We start from the raw sequence: 23614 nt of genomic DNA, 5'->3' as shown, positions 1-23614 counted from the left end.
CGGGGGACGCCCTGGCTCCCGGGGATGCGCGGCCCCGGGTGCGTGCGTCAGGTGTGCGCCGACGCCCGGGAGAGGGCGACGGTGGCGTGGGTGAGGAGTCCGAGCGCGGCCGCTCCGCAGGCGAGGACGGGTACGGCTCCGGCGCCCCAGGCCAGGACCACGGCCCGGACGGGAGCGGCGAGGACGTCGCAGCCGGGGAGGCGGCCGGCCAGTACGGACGCGCAGGCCAGGGCCTCCACGGCGCAGGCGGCGGCGAGCCCGGTGGCGGCGGACTCGGGGAAGCCGTGGACCGTGAGCAGCCGGGCGAGCAGGAACAGCGTGCCGAGGGTGACGGTGGCGGCGAGCGCACCGTCGTCGTCCTGGAGGGCGAGGGGCGCGAGGAGTGACAGTCCCGTCAGGACGACGGCGTACAGCCCCACGACCGTGAGCAGCAGGGGGCGCGCGCCGGCGGCGAAATCGGCGAGTCCCCGGCTGTCCGTGAGTCTGCGCCGCGCCAGTACGGAGAAGAGGTGGGCGCACCAGGCGGCCGGGGCGACGGCGAAGGCCAGCGCGACGAGGGGGGTCACGGTCGCGGGCCAGGGTCCGTCGGGGCCGCCGGAGAGGAGCTGGTCGAGCAGTCCGTCACCGCAGAGCAGATAGGCCAGCAGCCAGTACACCCAGAGGCCGGCGGCGGGGACCGTACGGCCCCCGGCGTGCAGCGGCCCGCGCCGGAGACAGGCGGACAGCGCACCGGAGAGCGCCAGGGCTCCCGCCAGGCCTATCGCGAGCTGTCGCTGCCCGCCGCTGTGCTCCAGGCCCAGGAGGGTCAGGGAGCAGACGGCGCCGGGCAGCAGCGTGAGAGCGGCCCATCTCGCCCGGCCGGTCGTCCCGGTCCGCCCGGCGCGCGCATCGGCGACGCGCGCCGGGGGTTCGGGGGTCTCCCGGTCCGCCCCGTGCGGGACGCGTGCGTACAGCTCCTCGGCGAGTGAGAAGACATCGCGGTGCCGGAAACGGGCGGCGGTCCGGTCGGTGATCCCGTACGCCTCCAGACCGGCGGCGATCTCCAGCGGGTCGACGGCCCGCTCGCACAGCAGCCGGTGGCGGTGCATCAGGGCTCTGACGGGATCGGCGGGCCCACGGCGGGCGGCCGCTTTCCTGGCCGGGGCCGGTGCGGTCGGCGTCGTCGGTGCGGCCGGTGCCGTCGATGCGCCCGGTGAGGTCGGCGTCGTCGGTGCGGTCATGGGGTGGCCTCCGTCAGACATCGCTCTCCCCCGCGGCGGCGTGCGCGCCGACCCGCTCGCCCGTGCGTGCCCAGCTCGGCACGGGCCTCGCGAGCTCCTCCTGGCGTCTGCCGGTCCAGCGTCCCGGGGCGTACATCTCGGCCGGGTCGGCGAACGGCAGCGGTGCCCCGTCGGCGTTCACGGCCTCCGCGGCCCGCCGTACGGGGGCGTGCGAGATGAGCTCCAGATAGATGCCGTGAAATGCCGCGAGGTTCTGCTCGACGGTGAAGAGCTCCTGTGCGCGGGCGCGGGCCGCCGCGCCGAGCCGCTCACGGCGCTCCGGGTCGCGCAACAGCGCGAGACAGGCATCCGCGAGCGCCCGCGGATTGCGCGGGGGCACCACCAGGCCCGTACCCCCGATGATTTCGAGGACCGCGCCGACGTCCGTGGAGACCGTCGCCCGTCCGCAGAACATCGCCTCGACCAGGCTGATCGGGAATCCCTCGACCACGCTGGACAGGACGACCACCCCGCCCGCCGCGTAGGCGTCGGGCAGTTCGGGCGTCTCGGGGCCGCCGATCTCCTCGAAGGAGACGGGGTTGTCGCCGACGGCGTGCGCGCCTGCCGCCTCGTCGGGGAAGAGCTGGGCGGCCAGGCTCCGGCAGTGGGCGAGGTACGCGGCGGGCTCGGGGCCCTGCGCCGGGGCGCCCACGATCCGCAGCCGCGCGTCCGGCTCCGCCTTGCGGATCTCGGCGAAGGCGTGCAGCAGTGAGATGAGGTCCTTGGCGGGTTCGATCCTGCCGACCCAGACGAGGGTGCCGGGGTCACCGCCGTCGTCCCCGTCCCCCACCGCGGCGAAGCGCTCCGCCTCCATACCGGGGTAGACGGTGCGCAGCTTGGCGCGGTCGGCGCCGCAGCGCTCCTGCCAGCGCCTGGAGTGGGTGTTGCCGGGGGTGATGACGCTCGCCTGCCGGTAGACCTCGGCGGCCAGCCGCCGCTGGAACGCGGCGAGCAGGGAGCGGACCGGGGTGCGGAACGCCGGTTCGGTCAAGGGGCCTTCAGGGCCGTCGGCCCGGGGTGCGCCGGCCGCCAGGTAGTGGGCCCGCAGGTGTACGCCGTACTCCGTCACCAGCAGCGGGGCCCCGAAGAAGCGTTTGGCCAACAGGCCGGGCAGCGCCGCAGGTCCGCCGGACGCGGCGTGGCAGAGGTCGGCCGCGCCCAGGGCCTCGTCGCCGTACCAGTCGAGAGAGAGGGGGCGCAGTGCGCGCTCCAGCTGATCGGCGAAGGCCAGCAGGTCGGGGACGGTGGCGGGGTGCACGCTCCGGCGCGCGCCGGGTGCGCGGCAGGCGGATTCCAGCAGCCGTACGGTGGCTTCCGAGCGTAGGGCCGTGTAGAGGCCGCCGCGCTCCCTGGCCAGGTCGGCGAGTCCGTAGAGCCCGGCCGCGAAGGCGTCCGCGCCCGGTTCCCCCTGCGCGCTCCGCGCTCCGTCCGTTCCGTCGGAACAGAGGGACGTGGCCAGTTGCCGGACATGCTCGGCGAACCGGCGCCGGTCACGCCGTCCGTGGCGGCGGCCGTCGTCGGCCGGTGCCCAGAGCGGCGCGGTGCGCACCCGCTGGACCTGGCCGGGCAGCTGTATCCAGCCGCGCTCTTCCTGCTGTGCGCTGCGGCTCAGCGCGTAGAGGTCGAACTCGTGCTGTGCGAGCCCGCGTACGAGCCGGTCGCACCAGAGCCTGGACTCACCCGTCGCATACGGATACCCACCGTCCGTAAGCAGTCCGATCCGCACGGGCACACCCCCGATCTCCCTTGTGGGCGGCCACCGTTGATCCGGCGACTCGCAGCGGGACGACCGTAAGCGGATATGCCGGTGGCGCGACGGACGGTTGTCCGTCGCGCCACCAGAAGGGGTGAATGCGCGTAACTTTCCCGTACCGGCGGCGTTCCGTCGCGCTACGGAGCGCCCCGGTTACGGAAGGTCAGACCGCGGCCACGGCCTCGGGGAGGGCCCTGCGGGCCGAGCGGCGCGCGGCGGCGAGCGCCGGATCGAGCGCGGGTACGGCGGCCAGCAACTGCTGGGTGTACGGGTCGGCGGGCGCCCCGTACACCTCGTCCACCGTGCCCTGTTCGACGATCCTGCCGTCCCGCATGACCGCGACCCGGTGGCTGACCTGCCGTACGACGGCGAGGTCGTGGGCGATGAAGACCAGGGCGAGGCCCAGCTCCCGCTGGAGTTCGGCGAGCAGCCCGGTGACCTGGGCCTGCGTCGTCACATCCAGCGCGGAGACGGGTTCGTCACAGACGATCAGCCGTGGCTCGGCGGCGAGGGCGCGCGCGATCCCGACGCGCTGGCGCTGTCCCCCGCTGAACTCGTGCGGATACCGGCCGTACCGGTCAGGATCGAGCCCGACCCGCTCCAGCAGCTCCCGTACCCGCGCGACGATCCGGGCCTCGTCGAGCACCCCGGCGGCCCGCAGCGGGTCGGCGACGGACTCGCCGACGGACCGGCGCGGGTTGAGCGAGGAGACGGGGTCCTGGAAGACCATCTGCAGCTCGCGCCGGTAGGGCCGCAGCTGCTTCTCGGACAGCGCCCCGATCTCCGCGCCCCGGTACCGCAGATGCCCGGCGGTCGGATCCAGCAGCCGTACGAGCATCCGCCCCAGGGTGGTCTTGCCGCTGCCGCTCTCTCCGACGATGCCGAGCGTCTCGCCGGGCCTGACGGTGAGCGAGACACCGTCGACCGCCGTGACGGTCCGCCGCCCCCGCCGGAACTCCCGCCGCAGGTCCGTGGCTTCGAGCAGCACCTCATCCGCACCACCGGAGGCGGCTCGCGGCGAGGGTACGCGTGGCGCCGGGCCGTCCACCCGGGGCACCGCCGCCAGTAGCGTGCGCGTGTAGCCGGCCGCCGGAGCTCCCAGCACCCGCGCCACCGGCCCGCGCTCCACCTCCCGTCCGTGCCGCATGACCAGGACCTCGTCCACGCTCTCCGCCGCGACGCCCACGTCATGGGTGACCAGCAGGAGCCCCATGCCCGTTTCGCGGCGCAGGTCGTGCAGGAGGTCGAGGATCTGGGCCTGGACCGTGACGTCCAGGGCCGTGGTCGGTTCGTCGGCGATCAGGAGGCGCGGTTCGCACGCCAAGGCCATCGCGATGAGCGCGCGCTGGCGCATACCGCCGCTGAACTCGTGCGGCCGCGCTCCGGCCCTGCGCGCCGCGTCCGGGATGCCGACCCGGTCGAGGACCTCCACGGCCCGCGCGCGGGCTGCCCGTCGCGAGGCGTCCGTATGGACCCGGTACACCTCGGCGATCTGGTCGCCCACCGCGTAGTACGGGTCCAGCGACGACAGCGGGTCCTGGAAGACCATCGCCGCCACCGCGCCGCGCAGCGCGCGCAGTTCGCGGTCGGAGGCCGCGCCCACATCCGTACCGCCCACGCGCACCGTGCCGCCGACGCGCGCGCCGGTCCCGCGGTGCAGGCCGAGCAGCGCGCCCGCGACGGTGCTCTTGCCGCTGCCCGACTCGCCGACCAGGCCGATCGCCCGGCCTGCGTCGAGCGTGAAGGACAGGCCGTCCACGGCCCGTACGCTCTCCGCCCCCGACTCACCCGGCTTCCCCGACGCTCCCGGCTCCCCGGACGAGAAGTCGACCGTCAGATCCTTCACCACGAGCAGTCGTTCCGGCTCCGGACGCTCCGTCACCCGTTGCTCCGTCACAGCAGGGCCACCCTTCGGTCGGCCGCGGCATACAGCAGATCGGCCACCACATTCGCCAGGACGACGGCCGCGCCGATCACCAGCACCACCCCCACCACCACCGGCAGATCGATCTCGCGCACCCCGTCGATCAGCGTCTTGCCGATACCGGGGATGCCGAAGAGGGACTCCGTGAGCACCGCGCCGCCCATCATCGTGCCGAGGTCCAGCGCGCTGAGCGCGATGACCGGCGGTACGGCGCCGCGCAGCGCGTGCCGTCCGACGACCGCCCGCTCCCCGACGCCGTACGCGCGAAACGTCCGGATATGGTCCTCGGCCAGCGTCTCCAGCGTCGAGCTGCGCGTCAGCCGCGCGTATTTGGCGCTCTCGAAGAAGCCCAGCGTGAGCCAGGGAAGCAGCATGTTCCACGCCCACTGCTCGGGATCCTCCGACAGGGGCACATACGTCGGGAACGGCAGCCACTGGAGATACGCGCACACCACCATCAGAAGCAGCAGCCCGAGGATGAAGACGGGCGTGCCGGTCCCGGCGAGTGTGAGCACCGTCAGCGCGCGCTCGGTGAATCCGCCGCGCCGCAGCGCGGACAGCAGCCCCGTGCCCACCCCGATGACCAGCCACAGCACCATCGCGCCGAGCGCGAGGGAGACGGTCGCCGGCAGCCGGTCCAGGATCAGCTGGGTGACCTGCTGGTCGGTCTGGTACGAGAAGCCGAGGCAGGGCGCGTCGCAGTGCAGCAGGGCCGTGCCGGTGGAGTAGTCGCGCCCGGCGAATATCCCCTGGAGGAAGTGCGCGTACTGCACGTACACCGAGTCGCCCAGACCGAGCTGGTCCCGCACCTGGGCGATCTGCTGCGGGGAGCAGCGGTCGCCGCAGGCGAGCCTCGCCGGGTCGCCCGGCGCGACATAGAAGAGCGCGTAGATCACGACGGACAGCACGAGCAGGACGAGCAGCGCGCCGCCGAGCCGTTTGAGCAGATAGCGGGTCATGAGGCGGAATCCCCGATCGGGGTACGGGTCTTACGGGAGGGGCGCGACGCCCTTGTCCCGATCCGCAGCCGGCTGGCCTCCCGCGGATCGAGCGCGGTGCGCACCGCGTCCCCCAGCACCGTGAAGGCGAGGACGGTCACGAACAGCAGCCCGGCGGGCAGCAGTACATACATCGGATCCGCCCGGAACCAGGTCTGCGCGGTCGACAGCATCTGTCCCCACGACGGCGTCGGCGGCTTGACCCCGACCCCCAGGAAGGACAGGGACGCCTCGATCACGATGTTCGAGGGCAGCAGGATCGCCGCGTACGTGATGACGGGCGCCGCGAGCGACGGCAGCAGCTCGCGCCGTGCGACCCGCCACCGTCCTGAGCCGCCGAGCCGGGCGGCCGCCACGAAGTCGAGCTGCTTCAGCGTCAGCGTCTGCGCCCGTACGATCCGTGACGTACCGCCCCAGTTGAGCAGCCCGATGACCAGGATCAGCAGCAGCGGGCGGGGGAAGCCGGCGGGGACGACGGCCGTCAGCGCGATGGCGAGAACGAGCATCGGCAGCGCGACCATCACATCGGTGACCCGGCTGAGAAAGCTGTCGAGCAGCCGGTTGCCGAGTCCGGCGGCGAGGCCGACCGCGACCCCGATCACCACCTGCACCACGGTCGCGCCCACCGCGACGAGCAGCGAGATCCGGGCTCCGTAGAGCAGCCGTACGAACAGATCGCGCCCGGTGCCCGGTTCGACACCGAGCCAGTGGTCGCCGCTCACCCCGCCGAACGAACCCAGGGGCACGCCGCCGCGCGCCGAGTCCACCAGCGCGTCGTGGTACGAATTCGCGTCCTGGCCCTCGACGGCGGCGAGCAGCGGCGCCGCGAGCGCCATGGCCACCAGCAGGGCGAGGACGCCCGCGGCCACGACGGCCGCGGGGCGCCCCCGCAGCCGCCGCCACGTCCCGCGGGCGCCCGGGGCGGCGGGCGTCGCCGCCACCGCCCCGGACGCCGGCAGATCGGGAACGGTGCTCACTTGACCGCGACCTGCGAGATGTCGAGGACACCGGTCCAGTCGCTGATCACGATGTTCTTGACGTCCTTGCCGTACAGCCGCTTGTAGACCGGGTGGAAGAGCGGTACGTCGAGCGCCTGCTCACCGATCTTCTTGTCGAGCGCGCCCCAGCGCTTGGCGGCGGCCGCGGGGTCGGTCAGCTTGTTGATCTCGTCGATCTCCTTGTTGACCGCCGGGTCGTCCAGCTGTGCGTGGTTGTAGTTGGAGCCGTCCCTGACGATCTGCCGGCCGTCGAAGATCGGCGCCAGGAAGGGGCCGCCGGACGGCCAGTCCGCGCCCCACCGGGAGAGGAAGAAGCCGGGCTCGCCCTTGACGGTCCAGCGCGCCTCGTTGAACGCGTTGGCCTCCAGGCCCTGGAGCTTGACCGTGATCCCGGCCTGCTTGAGCGACTCCTGGACGGCGGTGGCGACCTCGGGGCTGGTCTCCCGGTTCTGGACCGTGGAGTGGGTGAGCGTGACGGTCAGGCCCTTGGCGTACCCGGCCTCCTTGAGCAGCTCCTTGGCCTTGGCCGGGTCGCCCGTCTTCCCGGCCGGGAAGTGGTCGTACGGCGTGTAGCCGAAGGCCTTCTGCTCGGGCAGGAAGGTGGTCGCGGGCTCGGCGAGCGCGGAGCCGCCCGCCGCGTTGATGACGCTGGTGCGGTTGATGGCGTACGAGATCGCCTGGCGCACCTTGGGGTTGTCGAACGGCTTCACCTTCGGGTTGAAGGCGAGGTAGTTGGTGTAGCCGAAGTGGCCGGTGCCGACGCGGGCGGCGAGCCCCTTGTCGCTGCCGATCTGGGCGAGTTCGGCCGGGCCGAGGTTGGTGTCGGTGGTGATGGCTGCGGCGTCGGCGCCCGAGCTGGTGGACAGCCGCTGGTTGATGACGGCCGCGTCGAGCCCCGCCTTCACGTCGATGGTGTCCGGGTAGGCGTGGCGCTCCTGGTCGGTCTTCTCCGACCAGTGCGGGTTGCGCTCCAGGACCAGGTGCTGGCCGTCGCCCTCGTTCTTGACGACCTTGTAGGGCCCCGAGGAGACGGGGTGCTCCTCGTACTTCGCCCCGGTGTCCTTCGCCTTGGGCACCGGCGCGAACTGCGTCTGGGTGGCGAGGAAGGGGAAGTCGCCCTCCGGCTTGTTGAGCTTGAAGACGATGGTCCTGGCGTCGGGCGTCTCGATCGAGTCGAGACCCTTCTTGTCCTTGTACGGCCCCTGGTAGGCGGAGCCGCCGATCAGCCAGTCGCGCAGATACGGTGCACCGCCGGAGAGTTCGGCGGCGAAGGAGCGCTCGATGCCGTACTTGATGTCGGCACTGGTGATCGGGTTGCCGTCCTCGAACTTCAGCCCTTCCTTGAGGGTGTACGTCCACTCCGTGGCGTCCGCGTTGGGGCGGCCGGTGTCGGTGGCGAGGTCGGGGACGACCTGGGTGCCGGCCGGTCCGTCCTCGCGGTTGCGGGTGGTCAGCGTACGGAAGACGAGCGAGGGGACGTTGCCGCCGCCGGAGGTGTAGAGGCGCGCCGGGTCGAAGTCGGTCTGCGGCTCGGTGTTCAGCACCGAGAGCGCGCCGCCCTTCTGGGGCTTGCCCTTGTCCGTGGCGCCGGCCTTGGCATCGTTGTCCTGTGGGCCGGCGCAGGCGGCGGCGCCCGCTGCCACGACCAGACTGACGGCTGCCGCTGCCACGCGGCGGGATATGACGGACGGTTGACGCATCGGAAGAAGCCTCTCGGTGTGCTGCACAGGCAGAGTCAAGCGGGAAGGGGAGAAAAGGCGCGAAACGCCAAGAGCCCGCACAGGCAGCGACGGAGAGGGGAGGAGAAGACCGGCATGCCGCGCCCACGTACGGACCACATACGCCCAGGCGCGGGGAAGCACGGCGAAAAGGGACGGCCGACGCGCGCTCGGGCAGGCGTCAGCGACAGAGAATGTCTGCCACGCACAGCGCGGTCACGCCGATGAGCGTCAGCTCAATGGCGGCATGACCGAAGGCGGCGGCGCGGCGGGGTGACATGCGGAGAAATATGAACGACCCCGTCTCCGATGTCAACGCGGTTCGAGACGGGCGTCTCACCTCGTGGGACGGGGTTCAGCTCTTGGGGTACACCCAGGGATTGGGCTTGCAGGCGATCCCGCCGATGTCCAGCGACTTGGTCTGCTGCTGCATCACCGGGGCGAGCGCGCCGGGCGTGCGGCAGCTCACATGGTTGTGTCCGAGCCGGTGTCCGACCTCATGGTTGATCAGCATCTGCCGGTAGGCGAGCATCGCCTTGTCGCCGAAGGTCTTCGCCCCCAGCGCCCAGCGGTAGGCGTTTATCATCACGCGGTCGGTCGAGGCCGAGTCGCAGGACACATTGTCGACGGTCGTGTCCAGACCGGACTTGGCGCACCACTCGCCGGTCGTCCCGGGGCTCGCCAGGGTGATCACGAAGTCGGGCCTGCCGCTGGAGACGCGTTCGAAGGTCATGGCGCCCTTGTGCGCCCAGCTCCGGTCGTCGTTCAGGGTCTTGTGGACGGCGTCCGCGAACAGCGTGCCGTCCAGGCCGAGCCCGTTCTCGATGTCCACGCGGTAGCGGTACTTCTGCCCCTTGCCCGGCGCCTTGTCCAGACCGGGCACAGCCGTGAAGTCGCCCGAGGCCTTCAGCTCGGGGTCGAGCGGGAACTGACGGGCCATCAACTGCGCGTAGGTGGCGGGCGGGGGCACCGCGACCGGCTTCTGGGCGGGCGTGGCCCTGCCGTCCGAGCGGGAGGCGACCTCGCCTTCACCGGTGCGGTCGAGACCGCCGGCCGCCTTCGCGTCGGCCGATTCCGTACCACCGTCGGCGACCTGTCCGGCCACGATGACCGCGAGAACCGTGGTCACCGCCGCCGCGGCGATCCCGGTGAGCGCGCGTCCCTTGCCGCCCCTGGCGGGCTGTTCGGCGTCCGGCCCGGCCCCGGCGCCACCCGACATCCCGTCATCGTCGCCGACGGCGGGAGCGGGACCGGACGCGGTCTCCCGCGAGACGGCCCGGGAGGGCGGGGGCTCGAACGCGTCGAACGCGTCGAACGCGTCCACGAACTCGCGCCGCGGCCCCGGGATCAGTGGCGTTCCGCCGCCCGGCGCCCGTGTCTGGCGCGGCGGGACCGCGGCACGGGGGCCGGTCCGCCCGTCACCCTGACTCTGCGGGAAACCCCAGCCGCCCCCGGACTCACGCTGCTCGGGGTGGCCGCCGCGCACCTGGGGCACGCCGCGCGCGGGGGTGCCGTCCGGGCCCGCGTGCTGCTCGGGGCCCTGGCCGGCCGCGGAACGCCGGCGCCGCCCGTTGCCCGCACCCCGCGCTTCCGGGACGGGCTCGCCGGGCACGGGCCCGGCCGTGCTCCGCGAGCCCTGGGAAGCGGGGCCTTTGCGGCTGTGTCGTCCCACGCGCCGGATCAGCTCCTGCCGTAGTCATCGATGAGGTCCCGGCAGGCCTGGGCGACCTGCCGCGGGTACTCCATCATGGCAACATGCCCCGCGTCGGGGAGCGTCAGGAGGCGTGAATCACGGAAAGCGGCCGACGCTTTTCGCGCCATACGGTACGAAACGAGCTGATCCCGCCCGCCGTAGATGAGCAGCGTCGGCGCGAGCACCCGCTCGGCCTGCCGCCACAGTCCGTGCTGGCCGCCCAGGGTGTACGCGTTGACGATCCCGCGCGCCGAACAGGTCATCGCGTCCCAGAAATACGGCAGTTGAAGCCGCCGCTCCATCTCGTGCACCGCGTGGCGCACATCCTCCTCGGTGACCAGCGTCGGATCGCCGTAACAGAGCGCCATCACCCCGCGGGTGCGCTGCTCCGGGGTCCAGTCCCGGGTCAGCCGGCCGAACAGCGCGGTGACACCGGGCACCGCCATCAGCGCGGTGGGCACCGCCGTGCGCTGCACCCGGATCTCGGGCAGCGCCGGTGAGACCAGGGTCAGGGTGCGCACCAGATCGGGGCGGGCGGCCGCGACCCGGGTGACGACCGCGCCACCGAGGGAGTTGCCGAAGAGATGGACGGGCCCGCGCCCGCCCGCGTCCAGCAGCCGGATCACCGCGCGGGCGTGACCGGTGACCGAGTAGTTGCCGTCGTCCGGCGGCGGCGAGTCCCCGAAGCCGGGCAGATCGACGGCCTCGCCGTCGACCCTGTCCTCCAGGAGCGGCATCAGCGCCGACCAGTTCTGCGAGGATCCGCCGAGCCCGTGCACATAGAGCGCGGGGGCCGCTCCGGTACGGGCCGCGGGCCGTGACCGTACGGCCAGCGTGAGCCCGGGCAGCTCCACGGAACGCAGCGTCTCCCCCTCCGCGACCCGTACGGGACTCACCTTCGGAGCCACGGTGGCGGCAAGGTTTTCCGGCAGCTCGGTCGAAGACATGCGGCAATGTTACGAGACGATCACGCCCCCTGTTCGTGTGTTCGCCATCACAGGCCATATGGCGTGACGCATCGGGGGCTCCTACGCTCGGAGGGAGGGGCGCTCGCCCCGGCCCCTCTTCCGTCGCGAGGAGAAAGGGCACTGTATGTCGGTAGACCCGACGGACCCGGACACCTTCGAAGCGAACGACGAGGATGCCGAGCTGGACGAGGAGACCCCCGAGGCCGACGCCGCGGAGCAGAAGGCCGACGTGCGGCGGCGCGGCGCCGAACCGCAGACGCGCGTCGACCCCGACAAGGCCAATGAGGCGGACGCCGCGGAACAGGCTCGGGCCGTCCCTCTGGACGAGGACGAGGACGACTACCGCTGAGCCGCCGGGGGGCAGCGGCTACCGCGGCCGTCCGGTCCGTGAAATTCTGCGTCCGCACCACGCACCGCCGGGTTACCCAAAAGTACGATGGCGGAGCGGCGCACCGCGCGCACGGAACGATTTTTGGGAGGCGGCGTGACAGCCATAGAGCAGACCGAGGCAGCACGCCCACGAGGCACGCGCCTGCCTCGCCGCGCCCGACGCAATCAGCTGCTGGGCGCGGCACAGGAAGTATTCGTCGCGCAGGGCTATCACTCCGCCGCGATGGACGACATCGCGGAGCGGGCCGGCGTCAGCAAGCCGGTCCTCTACCAGCACTTCCCCGGGAAGCTGGAGCTGTATCTCGCGCTGTTGGACCAGCACTGCGAGGCGTTGCTGCTGGCCGTCCGTACGGCGCTGGCGTCGACGACGGACAACAAGCTGCGCGTCGAGGCCACCATGGACGCGTACTTCGCCTACGTGGAGGACGAGGGCGGCGCCTTCCGCCTGGTCTTCGAGTCGGACCTGACGAACGAGCCGGCGGTGCGTGAGCGCGTCGACCGGGTCGCGCTGCAGTGCGCGGAGGCGATCTCCGACGTGATCGCCGAGGACACCGGGCTGTCCAAGGACGAGTCCATGCTGCTGGCCGTCGGCCTCGGCGGCGTCTCCCAGGTGGTCGCCCGCTACTGGCTCTCCAGCGAGTCCGTCATCCCCCGCGAGCAGGCGGTCCAGCTCCTCACCTCACTGGCCTGGCGCGGTATCGCCGGCTTCCCGCTGCACGGCACCGAACAGCACTGAGGGCCTGTCGGGGTGACCTCTGAGCGGCGCGTGTTCGCTGCGGGCGTTCACCGCCGCGTCTTCCGCGTGGTCTCTCCGGGCTAATGTGTGCTGCGTACCGCGCGGCTGACCGCGCAACGCACAGACCGTTCGGAGGGACATAGCCGTGGAGGTCAAGATCGGCGTGCAGCACGCGCCCCGGGAGATCGTTCTGGAGAGCGGGCAGTCCGCCGAGGAGGTCGAGCGCGCCGTGGCCGACGCGCTGGCCGGCAAGGCACAGCTGCTCAGCCTCACGGACGACAAGGGGCGCAAGGTCCTCGTACCGGCCGAGCGGGTCGCGTATGTGGAGATCGGTGAGCCCACGACACGACGGGTCGGATTCGGCGCGCTGTAGTCACAGCCGTCCACCGACACCGGGAATGGCCCGGCGGGATTCCCGCCGGGCCATTCCGCTGTGCGCGGAGCCGCCGCCCCGGCTGCGCCGGGGGAGGGTTGCGTTCTGTGCACTCCGGGTAGTGACGTGCTGGGCCGGACAGCGCCCGTACCGACGTACCCACCCCCGGCGATGAGGTGATCAGCAGTGATCTTCGAAGCTCTCGGATCGGTCCTGCTCGGACTCGGTCTCTCGTGGGCTGCGGCCCATGGGCTGTCCCACCGGCTCCCCGCGCGCCGGACGGTGTTCACGACAGGTCCGCTCGGCGCCCTCTTCGGTGCCTATCTGACGCATATGGCGCTTGGCGCGGGCCATGTCATGGCGACGCTCGTCGGCGCCCTGCTGGTGGGAGCGGTGGTGCTGTCCCTGCTGCTCCGTCCCGCGGGCCGCAGGCTGCACCGGGCCATGCCGTAGGGCGTGTCCGGCCGGTCGGCGCGGACGCGTGGCCCGGGCTCCCCGGGTGCGGTCAGGCGGCCAGTCCGAGCGCGGCCATCCGCTTGGTGTGCGCCTCGGTGATCCGGGAGAACATCCGGCCGACCTCCGCGAGATCGAAGCCGCCGGCCACCCCGCCCACCAGCATCGTCGAGAGCGCGTCCCGGTCGGCCACCACACGCTGGGCCTGTGAGAGCGCCTCGCCCATCAGCCGCCGCGCCCAGAGCGCGAGCCGTCCGCCGACCCGCGGCTCCGCCTCGATCGCGGCGCGGACCTTCTCCACGGCGAAGTTGCCGTGTCCCGTGTCGTCCAGCACGGCCAGCACCAGCGCGCGGGTGTCGGTGTCCAGCCGCGCGGCCACCTCACGATAGAAGTCGCTGGCGATCGAGTCACCGACGTACGCCTTGACCAGGCCTTCCAGCCAGTCCGAGGGCGCGGTCAGCCGGTGGAAGTCGTCCAGCGCCTTGGCGAACGGCTCCATCGCGCCGGTCGGCTCGGCGTCGATCGCCCGCAGCCGGTCGTTCAGCTGCTCGAAGTGGTGGAACTCCGCGGCGGCCATTTTCGCCAGCGCGGCCTTGTCGGCCAGGGTCGGCGCCAGCTTGGCGTCCTCGGCGAGCCGTTCGAAGGCCGCCAGCTCGCCGTAGGCGAGCGCCCCCAGCAGATCCACGACCGCGGCGCGGTACTGCGGCTCAGCGGCGGCCGTGGCCCAGTCCTGGGCGGCGATTCCAGTGGGTTCCTCGGCTGCGGATGCGGACGTGGTGGCGGTGTCGGGCGTCTCCATGGACGGCACAATAGCCCGCTCCGCGCACCGCGGAAGGGCCTGGTCAGACAGTGCCGCCACACCGTTCCGACGAATTCGCCCGACACACATGCGCGATTCCGGGGTACAGTGGTAATGCGCCTGCCGACTATTCGGCGGGCATCGCAGTGTTTGACCGAGGGGCGTTCCCTCGGACAGGCCCTTATGAGGATGCCCGGTCGGTGGCCCGATCGGCTCCGCCCCCGACCGCCCTCCGCGCGGACCGTACGCACAGCTGCGTACGACCTGCAGTGAGGGGCCCCCTCAGCGGCACGAGCGCTCGAGCGACGGCAGTGGTCCCGCGCCATCCGGCCAATCCACGGCCGGCCGAGTACCCAGGTGCGGTACGACCCCCAGCGTTCGCCTCGCGCCGCGTCTCACAGAAGAGGCAGCACCCTGACTACGACTTTCCGAGAGCTCGGAATCCTTCCCGAGACGGCCGAGGCGCTTGAAGCCGTCGGCATCATGTCTCCGTTCCCCATCCAAGAGATGACCCTCCCGGTCGCGCTTTCCGGCAAGGACGTCATCGGACAGGCCAAGACCGGCACCGGCAAGACGCTCGGCTTCGGCCTGCCCCTGCTGGAGCGCGTGACCGTCCCCGCGGACGTCGAGGCGGGCCGGGCCGTGCCCGAGCAGCTGACCAACGCCCCGCAGGCCCTGGTGGTCGTTCCCACCCGCGAGCTGTGCACGCAGGTCACCAATGACCTGCTGACGGCCGGCAAGGTGCGTAACGTCCGCGTGCTGGCGATCTACGGCGGCCGTGCCTACGAGCCGCAGGTCGAGGCCCTCAAGAAGGGCGTCGATGTGATTGTCGGCACCCCGGGCCGGCTGCTCGACCTGGCGGGCCAGAAGAAGCTCGATCTCTCCCATGTGCGCGGGCTCGTCCTGGACGAGGCCGACGAGATGCTCGACCTGGGCTTCCTGCCCGACGTCGAGAAGATCATCCAGCTGCTGCCGCCCAAGCGCCAGACGATGCTGTTCTCCGCGACCATGCCGGGCGCGGTCATCGGCCTCGCCCGCCGCTACATGTCGCAGCCCACCCACATCAGCGCCACCTCGCCGGACGACGCGGGCGCGACCGTCGCCAACACCACGCAGCGTATCTACCGCGCCCACTCCATGGACAAGCCGGAGCTGGTCGCGCGCATCCTGCAGGCCGAGGGCCGCGGGCTCGCGATGATCTTCTGCCGTACGAAGCGCACGGCCGCCGACATCGCCGACCAGCTCGCCCAGCGCGGCTTCGCCTCCGGCGCGGTCCACGGCGACCTGGGCCAGGGCGCCCGCGAACAGGCGCTGCGCGCCTTCCGCAACGGCAAGGTGGACGTGCTGGTCTGCACCGACGTCGCCGCCCGCGGTATCGACGTCGAAGGCGTGACCCACGTCATCAACTACCAGTCGCCGGAGGAGGAGAAGACCTACCTCCACCGCATCGGCCGCACCGGCCGGGCCGGCGCGTCCGGTACCGCCGTCACGCTGGTCGACTGGGACGACATCCCGCGCTGGCAGCTGATCAACAAGGCGCTGGACCTCGGCTTCCCGGACCCGCCGGAGACGTACTCCACGTCCCCGCACCTGTTCGAGGAGCTGAACATCCCCGCCGGGACCAAGGGCGTCCTTCCGCGTGCGGACCGGACGCGTGCCGGTCTCTCGGCGGAGCAGGTCGAGGACCTCGGCGAGACGGGCGGCCGTGGCCGCAAGTCCGCCTCCGCCTCCGGCCCCACCGCCACCGCCACCGCGGTACGGGAAGAGCGCCCGGCCCGTACGCGCGCCCCGCGCCAGCGCCGCCGTACCCGCGGCGGGACCTCGCTGGACGGCGCGGAGCCGCAGTCCGGGACGGCGGTCGAGCCGCAGCCCAGGAAGGCGGTCGAGCCCCAGTTCCAGACGGCGGTCGAGCCGCAGTTCCAGACGGCGGTCGAGCCGCAGTTCCAGACGGCCGTACCGCCGGACACCGCGGAGCGGCCGGCCGGACCGCGCACCCCGCGCCGGCGTCGGCGTACCCGCGCCAGTGCCGGTGACGCCGCTGCCGTCGAGGCACCGGCCCTGGAGACCCCTGGCACGGAGGTGCTGACGGAGTCCGTGGTGACGGAGCCGGAGGCCGACGCCGCGCCCAAGCGCCGTCGTCGCACGCGGGCCGCGAAGCCCGCGGCCGAAGACGTCGTGCCGGCCGAGACGGCCGTGGCCGTCGACGCTCCCGAGGCCCCGGTCGCCGAGTCCAAGCCGCGCCGCCGCACCCGGGTCGCCAAGCCCGTCGCCGAGGTGGCGGACACGGCGGAGCAGGCTGTGGCCGTCGAGGCCACTGCCGAGGCCCCCATCGCGGAGGCCAAGCCGCGCCGCCGCACCCGCGTCGCCAAGCCCGTCGCCGAAGCGGTGGAGACGGCCGAGACGGCCGCGGACGCACCGGAGGGCGAGGCCGTACCCAAGCCGCGCCGCCGCCGCGCCCGTACGACCACGGCCCCGACCGAGAGCTGACGCGCGGACCGATGGCCCGGTGCCCCCTCAGGGGGGTGCCGGGCCATCGGCATGCCCGGGCCCCATCGGCGTACGAGGGCCATCGGCGTGCCCCGGCCGGCCGGACCGCTAGCCTCGTCGCATGAGTCGGCCGCCCACCTTCATCCCGCCCTCCTGCGCCCGCGCCCGCTTCCTGTCGACCCGCCGCGGGCGCTTCGCCGTGCTCGACGCGCGGCCGGCCGGGGAGCCGCAGGGGACCGTGCTCCTGCTGCCCGGTTTCACCGGCAGCAAGGAGGACTTCATCGCGTTGCTGGAGCCGTTCACCGAGGCCGGCTACCGCGCCGTCGCCGTGGACGGTCGTGGACAGTTCGAGACCGAGGGTCCGGACACCCAAGAGGCTTACGCGCAAAGCGAGTTGGCCTCGGACGTACTGGCGCAGGCCGAGGCCATCGGCCCGCCCGTGCACCTGCTCGGGCACTCGCTGGGCGGGCAGATCGCCCGCGCCGCCGTCCTGCTCGACCGGAGCCCGTTCGTCTCACTGACGCTGATGTCCTCGGGGCCCGCGCAGGTCAGCCCGGTCCAGCGGGAGCGGGTGAAGCTGCTCAGCGACGCGCTCGTGACCATGACGATGGAGCAGGTCTGGCAGGCCATGCGGGCGATGGACCCGCCCGAGGAGACCCCCGTCGACGGGGCCGACCTGCAAAGGCGCTGGCTGCGGACCAGTGCCGCCCAGCTGATCGCCACCGGCCGCCAGCTGACCGTGGAGCCCGACCGGGTGGCCGAGCTGGCCGCCGTACAGCCGCTGCCCAAGCATGTGGTGTCCGGCGAGCAGGACGACACCTGGCCGGTGCCGCTGCTCGACGCGATGGCGGAGCGGCTCGGGGCCCGCAGGACGGTCGTCGGGGGCGCACAGCACTCACCCAACACCGACCGGCCGCAGGAGACCGCCGCCGCGCTGACGGACTTCTGGGACGGCAGCCACTGATCGGGACAGGGCCTGGACGAGTCATTCCGAAGTCCCGTCTGCCCGGCGGCGCCCAGCACGCACGCTCGCGGCGTTGCCGAAATGCCCTGGTAGCTCCGCTACGAGGGCACCTCGGCGCCTTGCGATCACACGCACCGGACACCGCCGGGCCCGCCCTCCGGGCGGACGACGCTACTTCGGAATAACTCGTCTAGTACTGGGACTGGAGGTGGTGCCAGAAGCCGTCCCGGAGGGACCGCCGCAGCATCGCATGGCCTCTCAGTGAGCGCTGGAGCAGCTTCTCCGCCTCGATCAGCAGGTCCTGGTCCACCGGGCCCGGCAGATACGGATGGCCCGGCAGAAGCTCTGCCATCGCGTCCCGGCCCCGCTCGGCCAGCCAGGTCGCGGCGATCTGCGCGCCGATGAACCGCACCTGGTCACGGGAGGGCGGGGGCTCACCCTCGTTTTCGTACGTGGTGACCGGGCGCCGGGTGACATACGGCTTGCAGAAGTCGAGGTCGAAGGTCCGCTGGCTGTCGACCTCCCACAGCAGCGGCTCGGCCTGGTTGCGCCCTTCGCCGGCCTCGATGCCCCACAGGTGGACCCGTGCGCCGTACCCCTGGGCCGCCTCGACGGCGGACACCAGGTCCTCGTCGCCGCCGACCAGCGCCGCGTCGCTGATGGCGCGGTGCCGGGCGAGCGATTCGAGATCCGTACGGATCAGGGAGTCGACGCCCTTCTGCTGGTTGTTGGCGTTGAGGTTGCCGAGCCTGACCTTGACGTCGGGCAGCTCGGCGATGGACTGCTGCTCAGAGGTGTGGATCCGGCGTCTGGCCCCGTCGTACCAGTAGACGCGGAGCAGTCTGCTGTCCGCGAAGATGATCCGCGCCTTGTCGATGAAGGCCTCGATGAGCCCCTCGGCGTCGAGATCGAAGGAGCGCCGGTCTTCCGTGCCCGCTACAAGCAACCCGGCCGCAGCATAGACGTAACCGGCGTCAACGAAGATGGCATGTGTGGACGGGGTCTTGGCGACCTCGGCGAGCATGCGCTGGAGCAGCTCGTTGGTGTGCTCCAGACGGGCGCCGATATCGCTGGCCTCTGGGTTGATCTCTGCCTCGTTCATACGCCGTTCATTCTCCGTGGACGACATTGTACCCGCCAGTAGTTAGCCACCCACAAATTTTCCTTAGCGTAGGGAATGTTTGCAGAGGGCAAGCCGTTGTACTGACATGTAACGACGACGGACGTGCCCGTCACCCATAGTTCTCCAGCAGGAGGATCAGACGAAGGGAGAAGCCTTGCGCTTCGAAATCATGCGACTCGACGATGTCGACGGTTCCGCCGTGGACAGCACCGTTGTGGACGCCGCCTCCGTCAATCGGATCGTGCAGCAGGCCGCCGCGATGGGCCAGCGCATCTATATCCGTCCGGCCGACACCTCGGCCTCGTAACCCTTATCGCACCTGACGCGACCGACGAAGCGCCCCTGTACGGATCACCCGTACGGGGGCGCTGCCGTGTCAGCCGCCCTGGACGACCTGGGTGACGCCGTTGATGATCTGCTGGACGGCGATGGCCGACAGCATCATCCCGGCCAGCCGGGTCACCAGCACCACCCCGCCGTCCCTGATCAGCCGGATGATCAGCAGCGAATAGCGCATCGTCAGCCAGAGCACGGCATGCATCGCGACGATCGCGGCCCAGACCGAGACCTGCGCCGACGCGCCGTCGGCGTGCTGCACGGCGAGGATGACGGACACGATCGCACCGGGCCCCGCGAGCAGCGGCATGCCCAGGGGTACGAGCGCCACATTGACGTCCTTGGTCTGCTGGGGCTCATCGTTCTTACCGGTCAGCAGATCGAGCGCGATGAGCAGCAGAAGCAGACCGCCGGCGATCATCAGCGCCGGCACGGAGACATGGAGATAGTCCAGGATCTGCTGGCCGAGGATGCCGAAGACGGTGATCACACCGAAGGCCACGGCCACCGCCTGCCAGGCCATGGCGCGCTGGACCTTGGCGGGGCGGCCGGAGGTGAGGGCGAGGAAGATCGGTGTGATCCCGGGAGGGTCCATGATCACAAAAAGGGTGAGAAAGAGTGATCCGAAAACGGCAAAGTCGAACACAGTGAGGGCCTTGCGAGAAGAGAAGAAGAGAGCGGAAGAACGAGCGGTACGGATACGGCGAAAGGCAGTACGGATACGGCGGTACGGCCGGACTTAGGCGCGTCCGCCCACGCCCGGCACCGGGAACGCGCCGGAAGCGCGCCGGGTGATCTCGCCGTAGATCTCCGGGTCCGTGGTGGACGCCCCGAGCTCCACGGACTTCCTGCTGCCGTGATAGTCGCTCGACCCGGTGGTCAGCAGCCCGAGTCCGGCGGCCAGCCCGCGCAGCCTGGCGCGCGTCGGCTCGTCGTGGTCCATGTGGTCGACCTCGATGCCGTCGAGGCCGGCGGCGGCAAGGCGTTCGACGGCGGCCTCGGGCACGACCTCGCCGCGCTTGACGGCCCCGGGGTGCGCGAAGACGGTGACGCCGCCGGCGGCCTTCACCAGGCGGATCGCCTCGAAGGGATCGAGTTCGTGCTTCTCGGCGTACGCGCGTCCGCCGTCCGCGAGCCACTCGGGTGTGAAGGCGTCGGAGACGGTGCCGACGACGCCCAGTTCCACGAGCGCGGTGGCGATGTGCGGCCGGCCGAGGGAGGCGTCGCCCGCGATGCGCGCCACCTGCTCCCAGGTGATCGGGACGCCCAGCTCCTGGAGCTTGCGCACCATCGTCCGCGCCCGCGGGACGCGGTCGTCCCGTACCAGCTCGCGCTCGCGCAGCAGCTCCGGCTCGTACGGGTCGAAGAGGTACGCGAGCATGTGCAGCCCGACGCCGTCGAGACGGCAGGAGAGCTCGGCGCCCGTGACAAGCGTGAGGTCCCGGTCGAGGTCCGCGAGCGCGGTGATCGCCTCGGCGTGGCCCCGGGTGGAGTCGTGGTCGGTCAGCGCGACGACGTCGAGCCCGGCGGCGGCCGCGTTACGGACCAGCTCGGCCGGGGTGTCCGTACCGTCCGAGGCCGTGGAGTGGGTGTGCAGGTCGATGCGCACGACGCGTACTCCGGGGCTCGGGGCGGACAGGGGACGCTTCAGGATAACGGGAGATTCGAACACCCCGTCCCGGCCGTCCGGGCGCCTCCGTCAGGACAGCAGCCGTGGTGACAGCGGACCGCAGGGCACCAGTTCCACATCGGCGCCGCCGTCCCGCAGATCGGTCAGCACCAGCTCGTCGTAGAGCAGCAGCCCCGACTGCTCCGGCCAGACGATCGCCCACAGCCACAGTCCGAGCGCCTCGCCCGCGAAGACCGCGCGGTCCTTCGGGGCCTCGGGGACATGCCAGAGGGGGGTGGGCCGCCCCGCGGCAAGCAGCTTGGTCTGCGGTGGCTTGTCGACACAGATGGCGGGCCCCGGGTCGGGGCCGTCGATGCCCGCGTAGCGCGCGCCAAGCCCGACCCCCAGCTCCTCGGAGACGAGCAGCAGCTCACCGGTGCCGCCGAGCGGTCCAGGACCCGAGCAGGCCACGGCGGTCGCACGGCCACCGCTGCGGTCGTCGCCCGCGTACGCGACCCCGGTGAAGAGCCAGCCGACGGGCAGCGGCCAGGGCATCCACACCGGAACAACGGCGCGGTGCACCACGACGTCGAGGGCTTCGGAACTGGGCGGTATCACCGGCTGGAGCGGATACACCGTGCCGTGTAGGTCGCACTGCCAGGAATCGGCGAAGAGGCCGGGCGCCCTGACCCGGCCACCGCACTTCGGGCAACTGGGTTGGCCCCTCATAGTCCCCCACGGTCCTCCCCGGCCGTCGCCGCGTCAAGGACGGTCGGCCGTCCGGCGCGGGCCGCGGCGGCCGGCCGGCCGGGGCGAGGCGCACGCGCGAGCCGGGGCAGACGGGCCCGGCCGGCTCAGTCCAGCGGGACGGAGCGGCGCAGCGGATCGCGCAGATCCGTGCCGTGCGCCAGCCATCGCTCGTGCAGCTCCCGCGCGCCCCTGACCCGCTTCCACGCCGCCTCGTTGGGCGTCATCGGCAGAAGCGGCAGAAACCGCACCGGCTCCAGCGGCGCGTCCAGCTCCAGGTCCTCGGCCAGGCCGCCGGACTCCCCGACGAGTACGGAGCTGAACGGCGCCTGGGGCCACAGCGGCTCCCCCAGGTCGAGCGAATTGCCCGGAGCGACGACCACCCCCTCGACCTGCGGGGACGCGGCCAGCACGGCCAGCGGACGCAGTACCTGGTCGGTCGCGGCCGGCCCGGACCGTACGGTCAGGACCAGCTCGGCCCGCGGGCCCTTCACCGGGTCGGCGAGCAGCGCCGCCGGATCGGCCATCGGCTGCGCCGACATCCCGAGGGTGGCGTAGCGCACCACGTCCGAGCCGCCGCGGGAGTCGGTGAAGCGCAGCACCTCGATGCGGTCCGTCCCCAGGAAGGTCACCGCCGCGCGCGCGTCCGGTTCACCCAGCGCCGTACAGAGCCGGGCCTCGACCAGAGCAAGAATTTCTCCCATGCCGGGAGCATAGATCGCGCGTGAATGGGGCAAGGGAAAGGATTGGCCTGCTGTCAGCTGATAGTCTTGGCCGCTGGTCGGGGCAGCACGCTGAAGCGTCGCTCTCGAGTCCCGACGACACGTCATCCCCTACGGGGGACCGGCCGGAGGAGGTGGGGCTGCGGTGGATCGAAGTCACCCGGCCAGTACCAGCCGCTCTTCCGCACGACGCCTTTTCTCTGTGGTCTGAGGCCCTTTCCGCCCAGCCCCGCGGCATGTCGCACGACGGAAGAGCACTTCTTTTCTTTGCCTGTGTCTTTGCCTGTCTGAAGCGAACGCCGTCACCGCGACTCCGCGGTGCCGCCCGCTTTGCGGACGTACGCATCACGTCCCCATTCCGGGCTGTGCCACGCCTCGCCGACGGCCTCTCCGTGAAGGAGCCCGTCATGTCGATGATCCGTGACCTGCGCGCAGCGGTCCGCCCGTCCCTGCGCAAGAGCAGCGCCGCCTACAACAAGTACGAGACGTACGACGCCACCCGCGACCCGTCCGCGTCGAGCGCGGTGGTCGACTGCGCGGTCTACCGCGAAGGCCGGCGGGTGGTGAAAGGCCCTTGTGTCACCCCGCACGAAGCGATGCTGCGGGTGCGCGAGGGCGGCGGATTCGCCTGGATCGGCCTCCATGAGCCGACCGAGGAGGAGTTCGCCGGTATCGCGGCCGAGTTCGGGCTGCACCCGCTGGCGGTGGAGGACGCGGTGCACGCGCACCAGCGGCCGAAGCTGGAGCGGTACGACGACACCCTGTTCACCGTCTTCAAGACCATCCACTACGTGGAGCACACCGAACTGACCGCGACCAGCGAGGTCGTCGACACCGGCGAGGTCATGTGCTTCACCGGCCGGGACTTCGTCATCACCGTCCGGCACGGCGGCAAGGGCTCGCTGCGCAACCTGCGCCACCGCCTGGAGGACGACACCGAGCTGCTCGCCAAAGGGCCTTCGGCCGTACTGCACTCCATCGCCGACCATGTCGTCGACGGGTACATCGCGGTGGCGGCGTCCGTGCAGGACGACATCGACGAGGTCGAGATCGATGTGTTCTCCGCCCCGGCGAAGGGCAGCCCGCGCGGCTCGGACGCCGGGCGGATCTATCAGCTCAAGCGTGAGGTGCTGGAGTTCAAGCGGGCCGTCTCCCCGCTGCTGCGGCCGATGCAGCTGCTGAGCGAGCGGCCGATGCGGCTGATCGACCCCGACATCCAGAAGTACTTCCGCGATGTCGCGGACCATCTGGCCCGGGTGCACGAGCAGGTCATCGGCTTCGACGAACTGCTGAACTCGATCCTCCAGGCGAATCTGGCGCAGGCGACCGTCGCGCAGAACGAGGACATGCGCAAGATCACCTCCTGGGCGGCGATCATCGCCGTACCGACGGCCGTCTGCGGGATCTACGGCATGAACTTCGATCACATGCCGGAGCTGCAGTGGAAGTACGGCTATCCGATGGTGCTCGTCGCGATCGGCGTCATCTGTCTGACGATCCATCGCACCCTGAAGCGCAACGGGTGGCTCTAGGGAGTCCCTCTCCGAGCGCTGGCTAAGCTGCG

23 protein-coding genes are annotated in these 23614 nt (G+C 71.7%); 8 read left to right on the top strand and 15 right to left on the bottom strand.

The features are described 5' to 3' along the window. Nucleotides 1-47 precede the first annotated feature (47 nt). The 9 genes from ACZ6MZ_RS04635 to ACZ6MZ_RS04595 form a co-directional block, all read right to left on the bottom strand. Nucleotides 48-1220 (bottom strand): hypothetical protein, encoded by a 1173-nt coding sequence (locus ACZ6MZ_RS04635; protein ID WP_469349796.1) that lies wholly within the window; start codon nt 1218-1220, stop codon nt 48-50. 13 nt (nt 1221-1233) lie between these two features. Beyond that, entirely contained in the window at nt 1234-2985 is a 1752-nt protein-coding gene (locus tag ACZ6MZ_RS04630) for a DUF3492 domain-containing protein (RefSeq protein WP_469349794.1), read from the bottom strand. Nucleotides 2986-3175: 190 nt separating this feature from the next. After that, complete coding sequence (locus ACZ6MZ_RS04625) at nt 3176-4894, bottom strand: dipeptide ABC transporter ATP-binding protein (RefSeq protein WP_386878387.1); 1719 nt, start codon at nt 4892-4894, stop codon at nt 3176-3178. Between the two features lie 11 nt (nt 4895-4905). Next, nucleotides 4906-5895 (bottom strand): ABC transporter permease, encoded by a 990-nt coding sequence (locus ACZ6MZ_RS04620; protein ID WP_384189612.1) that lies wholly within the window; start codon nt 5893-5895, stop codon nt 4906-4908. After that, the gene (locus ACZ6MZ_RS04615; protein WP_469350374.1) at nt 5892-6875 is read right to left on the bottom strand and encodes an ABC transporter permease; all 984 of its coding nucleotides are present in this window, start codon (nt 6873-6875) and stop codon (nt 5892-5894) included. The genes ACZ6MZ_RS04620 and ACZ6MZ_RS04615 overlap by 4 nt, the downstream gene beginning before the upstream one ends. A 32-nt stretch (nt 6876-6907) precedes the next feature. After that, nucleotides 6908-8632, bottom strand: a complete 1725-nt coding sequence (locus ACZ6MZ_RS04610) for an ABC transporter substrate-binding protein (RefSeq protein WP_469349792.1) — start codon at nt 8630-8632, stop codon at nt 6908-6910. 199 nt (nt 8633-8831) lie between these two features. After that, entirely contained in the window at nt 8832-8930 is a 99-nt protein-coding gene (locus tag ACZ6MZ_RS04605; RefSeq protein WP_384189827.1) for an Ms4533A family Cys-rich leader peptide, read from the bottom strand. A 75-nt stretch (nt 8931-9005) separates the two neighbouring features. Continuing rightward, nucleotides 9006-10322 (bottom strand): DUF3152 domain-containing protein, encoded by a 1317-nt coding sequence (locus ACZ6MZ_RS04600; protein ID WP_469349790.1) that lies wholly within the window; start codon nt 10320-10322, stop codon nt 9006-9008. A gap of 8 nt (nt 10323-10330) precedes the next feature. Continuing rightward, the gene (locus tag ACZ6MZ_RS04595) at nt 10331-11290 is read right to left on the bottom strand and encodes an alpha/beta fold hydrolase (RefSeq protein WP_384189832.1); all 960 of its coding nucleotides are present in this window, start codon (nt 11288-11290) and stop codon (nt 10331-10333) included. 145 nt (nt 11291-11435) lie between these two features. Here ACZ6MZ_RS04595 and ACZ6MZ_RS04590 point away from each other — a divergent pair, with 145 nt between their 5' ends. The 4 genes from ACZ6MZ_RS04590 to ACZ6MZ_RS04575 all read left to right on the top strand — a co-directional run bounded on the left by ACZ6MZ_RS04590 (nt 11436) and on the right by ACZ6MZ_RS04575 (nt 13263). Then, the gene (locus ACZ6MZ_RS04590) at nt 11436-11660 is read left to right on the top strand and encodes a hypothetical protein (protein WP_384189835.1); all 225 of its coding nucleotides are present in this window, start codon (nt 11436-11438) and stop codon (nt 11658-11660) included. A gap of 135 nt (nt 11661-11795) precedes the next feature. Continuing rightward, nucleotides 11796-12437, top strand: a complete 642-nt coding sequence (locus tag ACZ6MZ_RS04585; protein ID WP_384189838.1) for a TetR/AcrR family transcriptional regulator — start codon at nt 11796-11798, stop codon at nt 12435-12437. Nucleotides 12438-12582: 145 nt separating this feature from the next. Continuing rightward, the gene (locus tag ACZ6MZ_RS04580; protein ID WP_046500385.1) at nt 12583-12810 is read left to right on the top strand and encodes a DUF3107 domain-containing protein; all 228 of its coding nucleotides are present in this window, start codon (nt 12583-12585) and stop codon (nt 12808-12810) included. Between the two features lie 186 nt (nt 12811-12996). Further along, complete coding sequence (locus tag ACZ6MZ_RS04575; protein ID WP_384189842.1) at nt 12997-13263, top strand: hypothetical protein; 267 nt, start codon at nt 12997-12999, stop codon at nt 13261-13263. Between the two features lie 52 nt (nt 13264-13315). Here the strand turns inward: ACZ6MZ_RS04575 and ACZ6MZ_RS04570 are convergent, their stop codons facing one another. Further along, nucleotides 13316-14062, bottom strand: coding sequence for a ferritin-like fold-containing protein (locus ACZ6MZ_RS04570; RefSeq protein ID WP_469349787.1), 747 nt, complete (start codon nt 14060-14062; stop codon nt 13316-13318). Between the two features lie 507 nt (nt 14063-14569). On the opposite strand from ACZ6MZ_RS04570, the gene ACZ6MZ_RS04565 reads away from it, so the two are divergent. Together ACZ6MZ_RS04565 and ACZ6MZ_RS04560 are read left to right on the top strand one after the other, a co-directional pair. Then, the gene (locus ACZ6MZ_RS04565) at nt 14570-16549 is read left to right on the top strand and encodes a DEAD/DEAH box helicase (protein WP_469349785.1); all 1980 of its coding nucleotides are present in this window, start codon (nt 14570-14572) and stop codon (nt 16547-16549) included. Between the two features lie 121 nt (nt 16550-16670). Continuing rightward, nucleotides 16671-17513 (top strand): alpha/beta fold hydrolase, encoded by an 843-nt coding sequence (locus ACZ6MZ_RS04560; protein ID WP_469349783.1) that lies wholly within the window; start codon nt 16671-16673, stop codon nt 17511-17513. 190 nt (nt 17514-17703) lie between these two features. On the opposite strand, the gene ACZ6MZ_RS04555 is transcribed toward ACZ6MZ_RS04560, so the two are convergent. After that, the gene (locus ACZ6MZ_RS04555; protein WP_384189853.1) at nt 17704-18615 is read right to left on the bottom strand and encodes an NYN domain-containing protein; all 912 of its coding nucleotides are present in this window, start codon (nt 18613-18615) and stop codon (nt 17704-17706) included. A 175-nt stretch (nt 18616-18790) separates the two neighbouring features. Here ACZ6MZ_RS04555 and ACZ6MZ_RS04550 point away from each other — a divergent pair, with 175 nt between their 5' ends. Beyond that, nucleotides 18791-18943, top strand: a complete 153-nt coding sequence (locus tag ACZ6MZ_RS04550; protein ID WP_389792341.1) for a hypothetical protein — start codon at nt 18791-18793, stop codon at nt 18941-18943. A gap of 69 nt (nt 18944-19012) precedes the next feature. Here ACZ6MZ_RS04550 and ACZ6MZ_RS04545 read toward each other — a convergent pair whose 3' ends face one another. From ACZ6MZ_RS04545 to ACZ6MZ_RS04530, 4 genes are all read right to left on the bottom strand, one after another. Next, entirely contained in the window at nt 19013-19618 is a 606-nt protein-coding gene (locus tag ACZ6MZ_RS04545) for a MarC family protein (RefSeq protein ID WP_384189857.1), read from the bottom strand. A gap of 93 nt (nt 19619-19711) precedes the next feature. Further along, entirely contained in the window at nt 19712-20581 is an 870-nt protein-coding gene (locus tag ACZ6MZ_RS04540; protein WP_469349780.1) for a PHP domain-containing protein, read from the bottom strand. 90 nt (nt 20582-20671) lie between these two features. Further along, nucleotides 20672-21310 carry a DUF6758 family protein gene (locus tag ACZ6MZ_RS04535; protein ID WP_389792335.1) on the bottom strand — a complete coding sequence of 213 codons (639 nt, stop codon included), beginning with the start codon at nt 21308-21310 and terminating at the stop codon, nt 20672-20674. Between the two features lie 125 nt (nt 21311-21435). After that, a complete protein-coding gene (locus ACZ6MZ_RS04530; protein ID WP_469349778.1) occupies nt 21436-22032 on the bottom strand; it encodes a suppressor of fused domain protein in 597 nt (198 codons plus the stop codon). A gap of 425 nt (nt 22033-22457) precedes the next feature. On the opposite strand from ACZ6MZ_RS04530, the gene ACZ6MZ_RS04525 reads away from it, so the two are divergent. Next, nucleotides 22458-23582, top strand: coding sequence for a magnesium and cobalt transport protein CorA (locus ACZ6MZ_RS04525; RefSeq protein WP_389792330.1), 1125 nt, complete (start codon nt 22458-22460; stop codon nt 23580-23582). Nucleotides 23583-23614 lie beyond the last annotated feature (32 nt).

The organism is Streptomyces sp. NPDC042201 (genome assembly GCF_055582185.1).
This window is presented reverse-complemented; position numbering and strand designations above follow the sequence as displayed.

Coding starts and splice junctions, on each gene's coding strand:
- ACZ6MZ_RS04610 (WP_469349792.1), bottom strand. CDS start 8,632: ATGCGTCAACCGTCCGTCATATCCCGCCGCGTGGCAGCGGCAGCCGTC.
- ACZ6MZ_RS04560 (WP_469349783.1), top strand. CDS start 16,671: ATGAGTCGGCCGCCCACCTTCATCCCGCCCTCCTGCGCCCGCGCCCGC.
- ACZ6MZ_RS04570 (WP_469349787.1), bottom strand. CDS start 14,062: ATGGAGACGCCCGACACCGCCACCACGTCCGCATCCGCAGCCGAGGAA.
- ACZ6MZ_RS04525 (WP_389792330.1), top strand. CDS start 22,458: ATGTCGATGATCCGTGACCTGCGCGCAGCGGTCCGCCCGTCCCTGCGC.
- ACZ6MZ_RS04635 (WP_469349796.1), bottom strand. CDS start 1,220: ATGACCGCACCGACGACGCCGACCTCACCGGGCGCATCGACGGCACCG.
- ACZ6MZ_RS04590 (WP_384189835.1), top strand. CDS start 11,436: ATGTCGGTAGACCCGACGGACCCGGACACCTTCGAAGCGAACGACGAG.
- ACZ6MZ_RS04535 (WP_389792335.1), bottom strand. CDS start 21,310: ATGAGGGGCCAACCCAGTTGCCCGAAGTGCGGTGGCCGGGTCAGGGCG.
- ACZ6MZ_RS04530 (WP_469349778.1), bottom strand. CDS start 22,032: ATGGGAGAAATTCTTGCTCTGGTCGAGGCCCGGCTCTGTACGGCGCTG.
- ACZ6MZ_RS04605 (WP_384189827.1), bottom strand. CDS start 8,930: ATGTCACCCCGCCGCGCCGCCGCCTTCGGTCATGCCGCCATTGAGCTG.
- ACZ6MZ_RS04565 (WP_469349785.1), top strand. CDS start 14,570: ATGACCCTCCCGGTCGCGCTTTCCGGCAAGGACGTCATCGGACAGGCC.
- ACZ6MZ_RS04620 (WP_384189612.1), bottom strand. CDS start 5,895: ATGACCCGCTATCTGCTCAAACGGCTCGGCGGCGCGCTGCTCGTCCTG.
- ACZ6MZ_RS04555 (WP_384189853.1), bottom strand. CDS start 18,615: ATGAACGAGGCAGAGATCAACCCAGAGGCCAGCGATATCGGCGCCCGT.
- ACZ6MZ_RS04595 (WP_384189832.1), bottom strand. CDS start 11,290: ATGTCTTCGACCGAGCTGCCGGAAAACCTTGCCGCCACCGTGGCTCCG.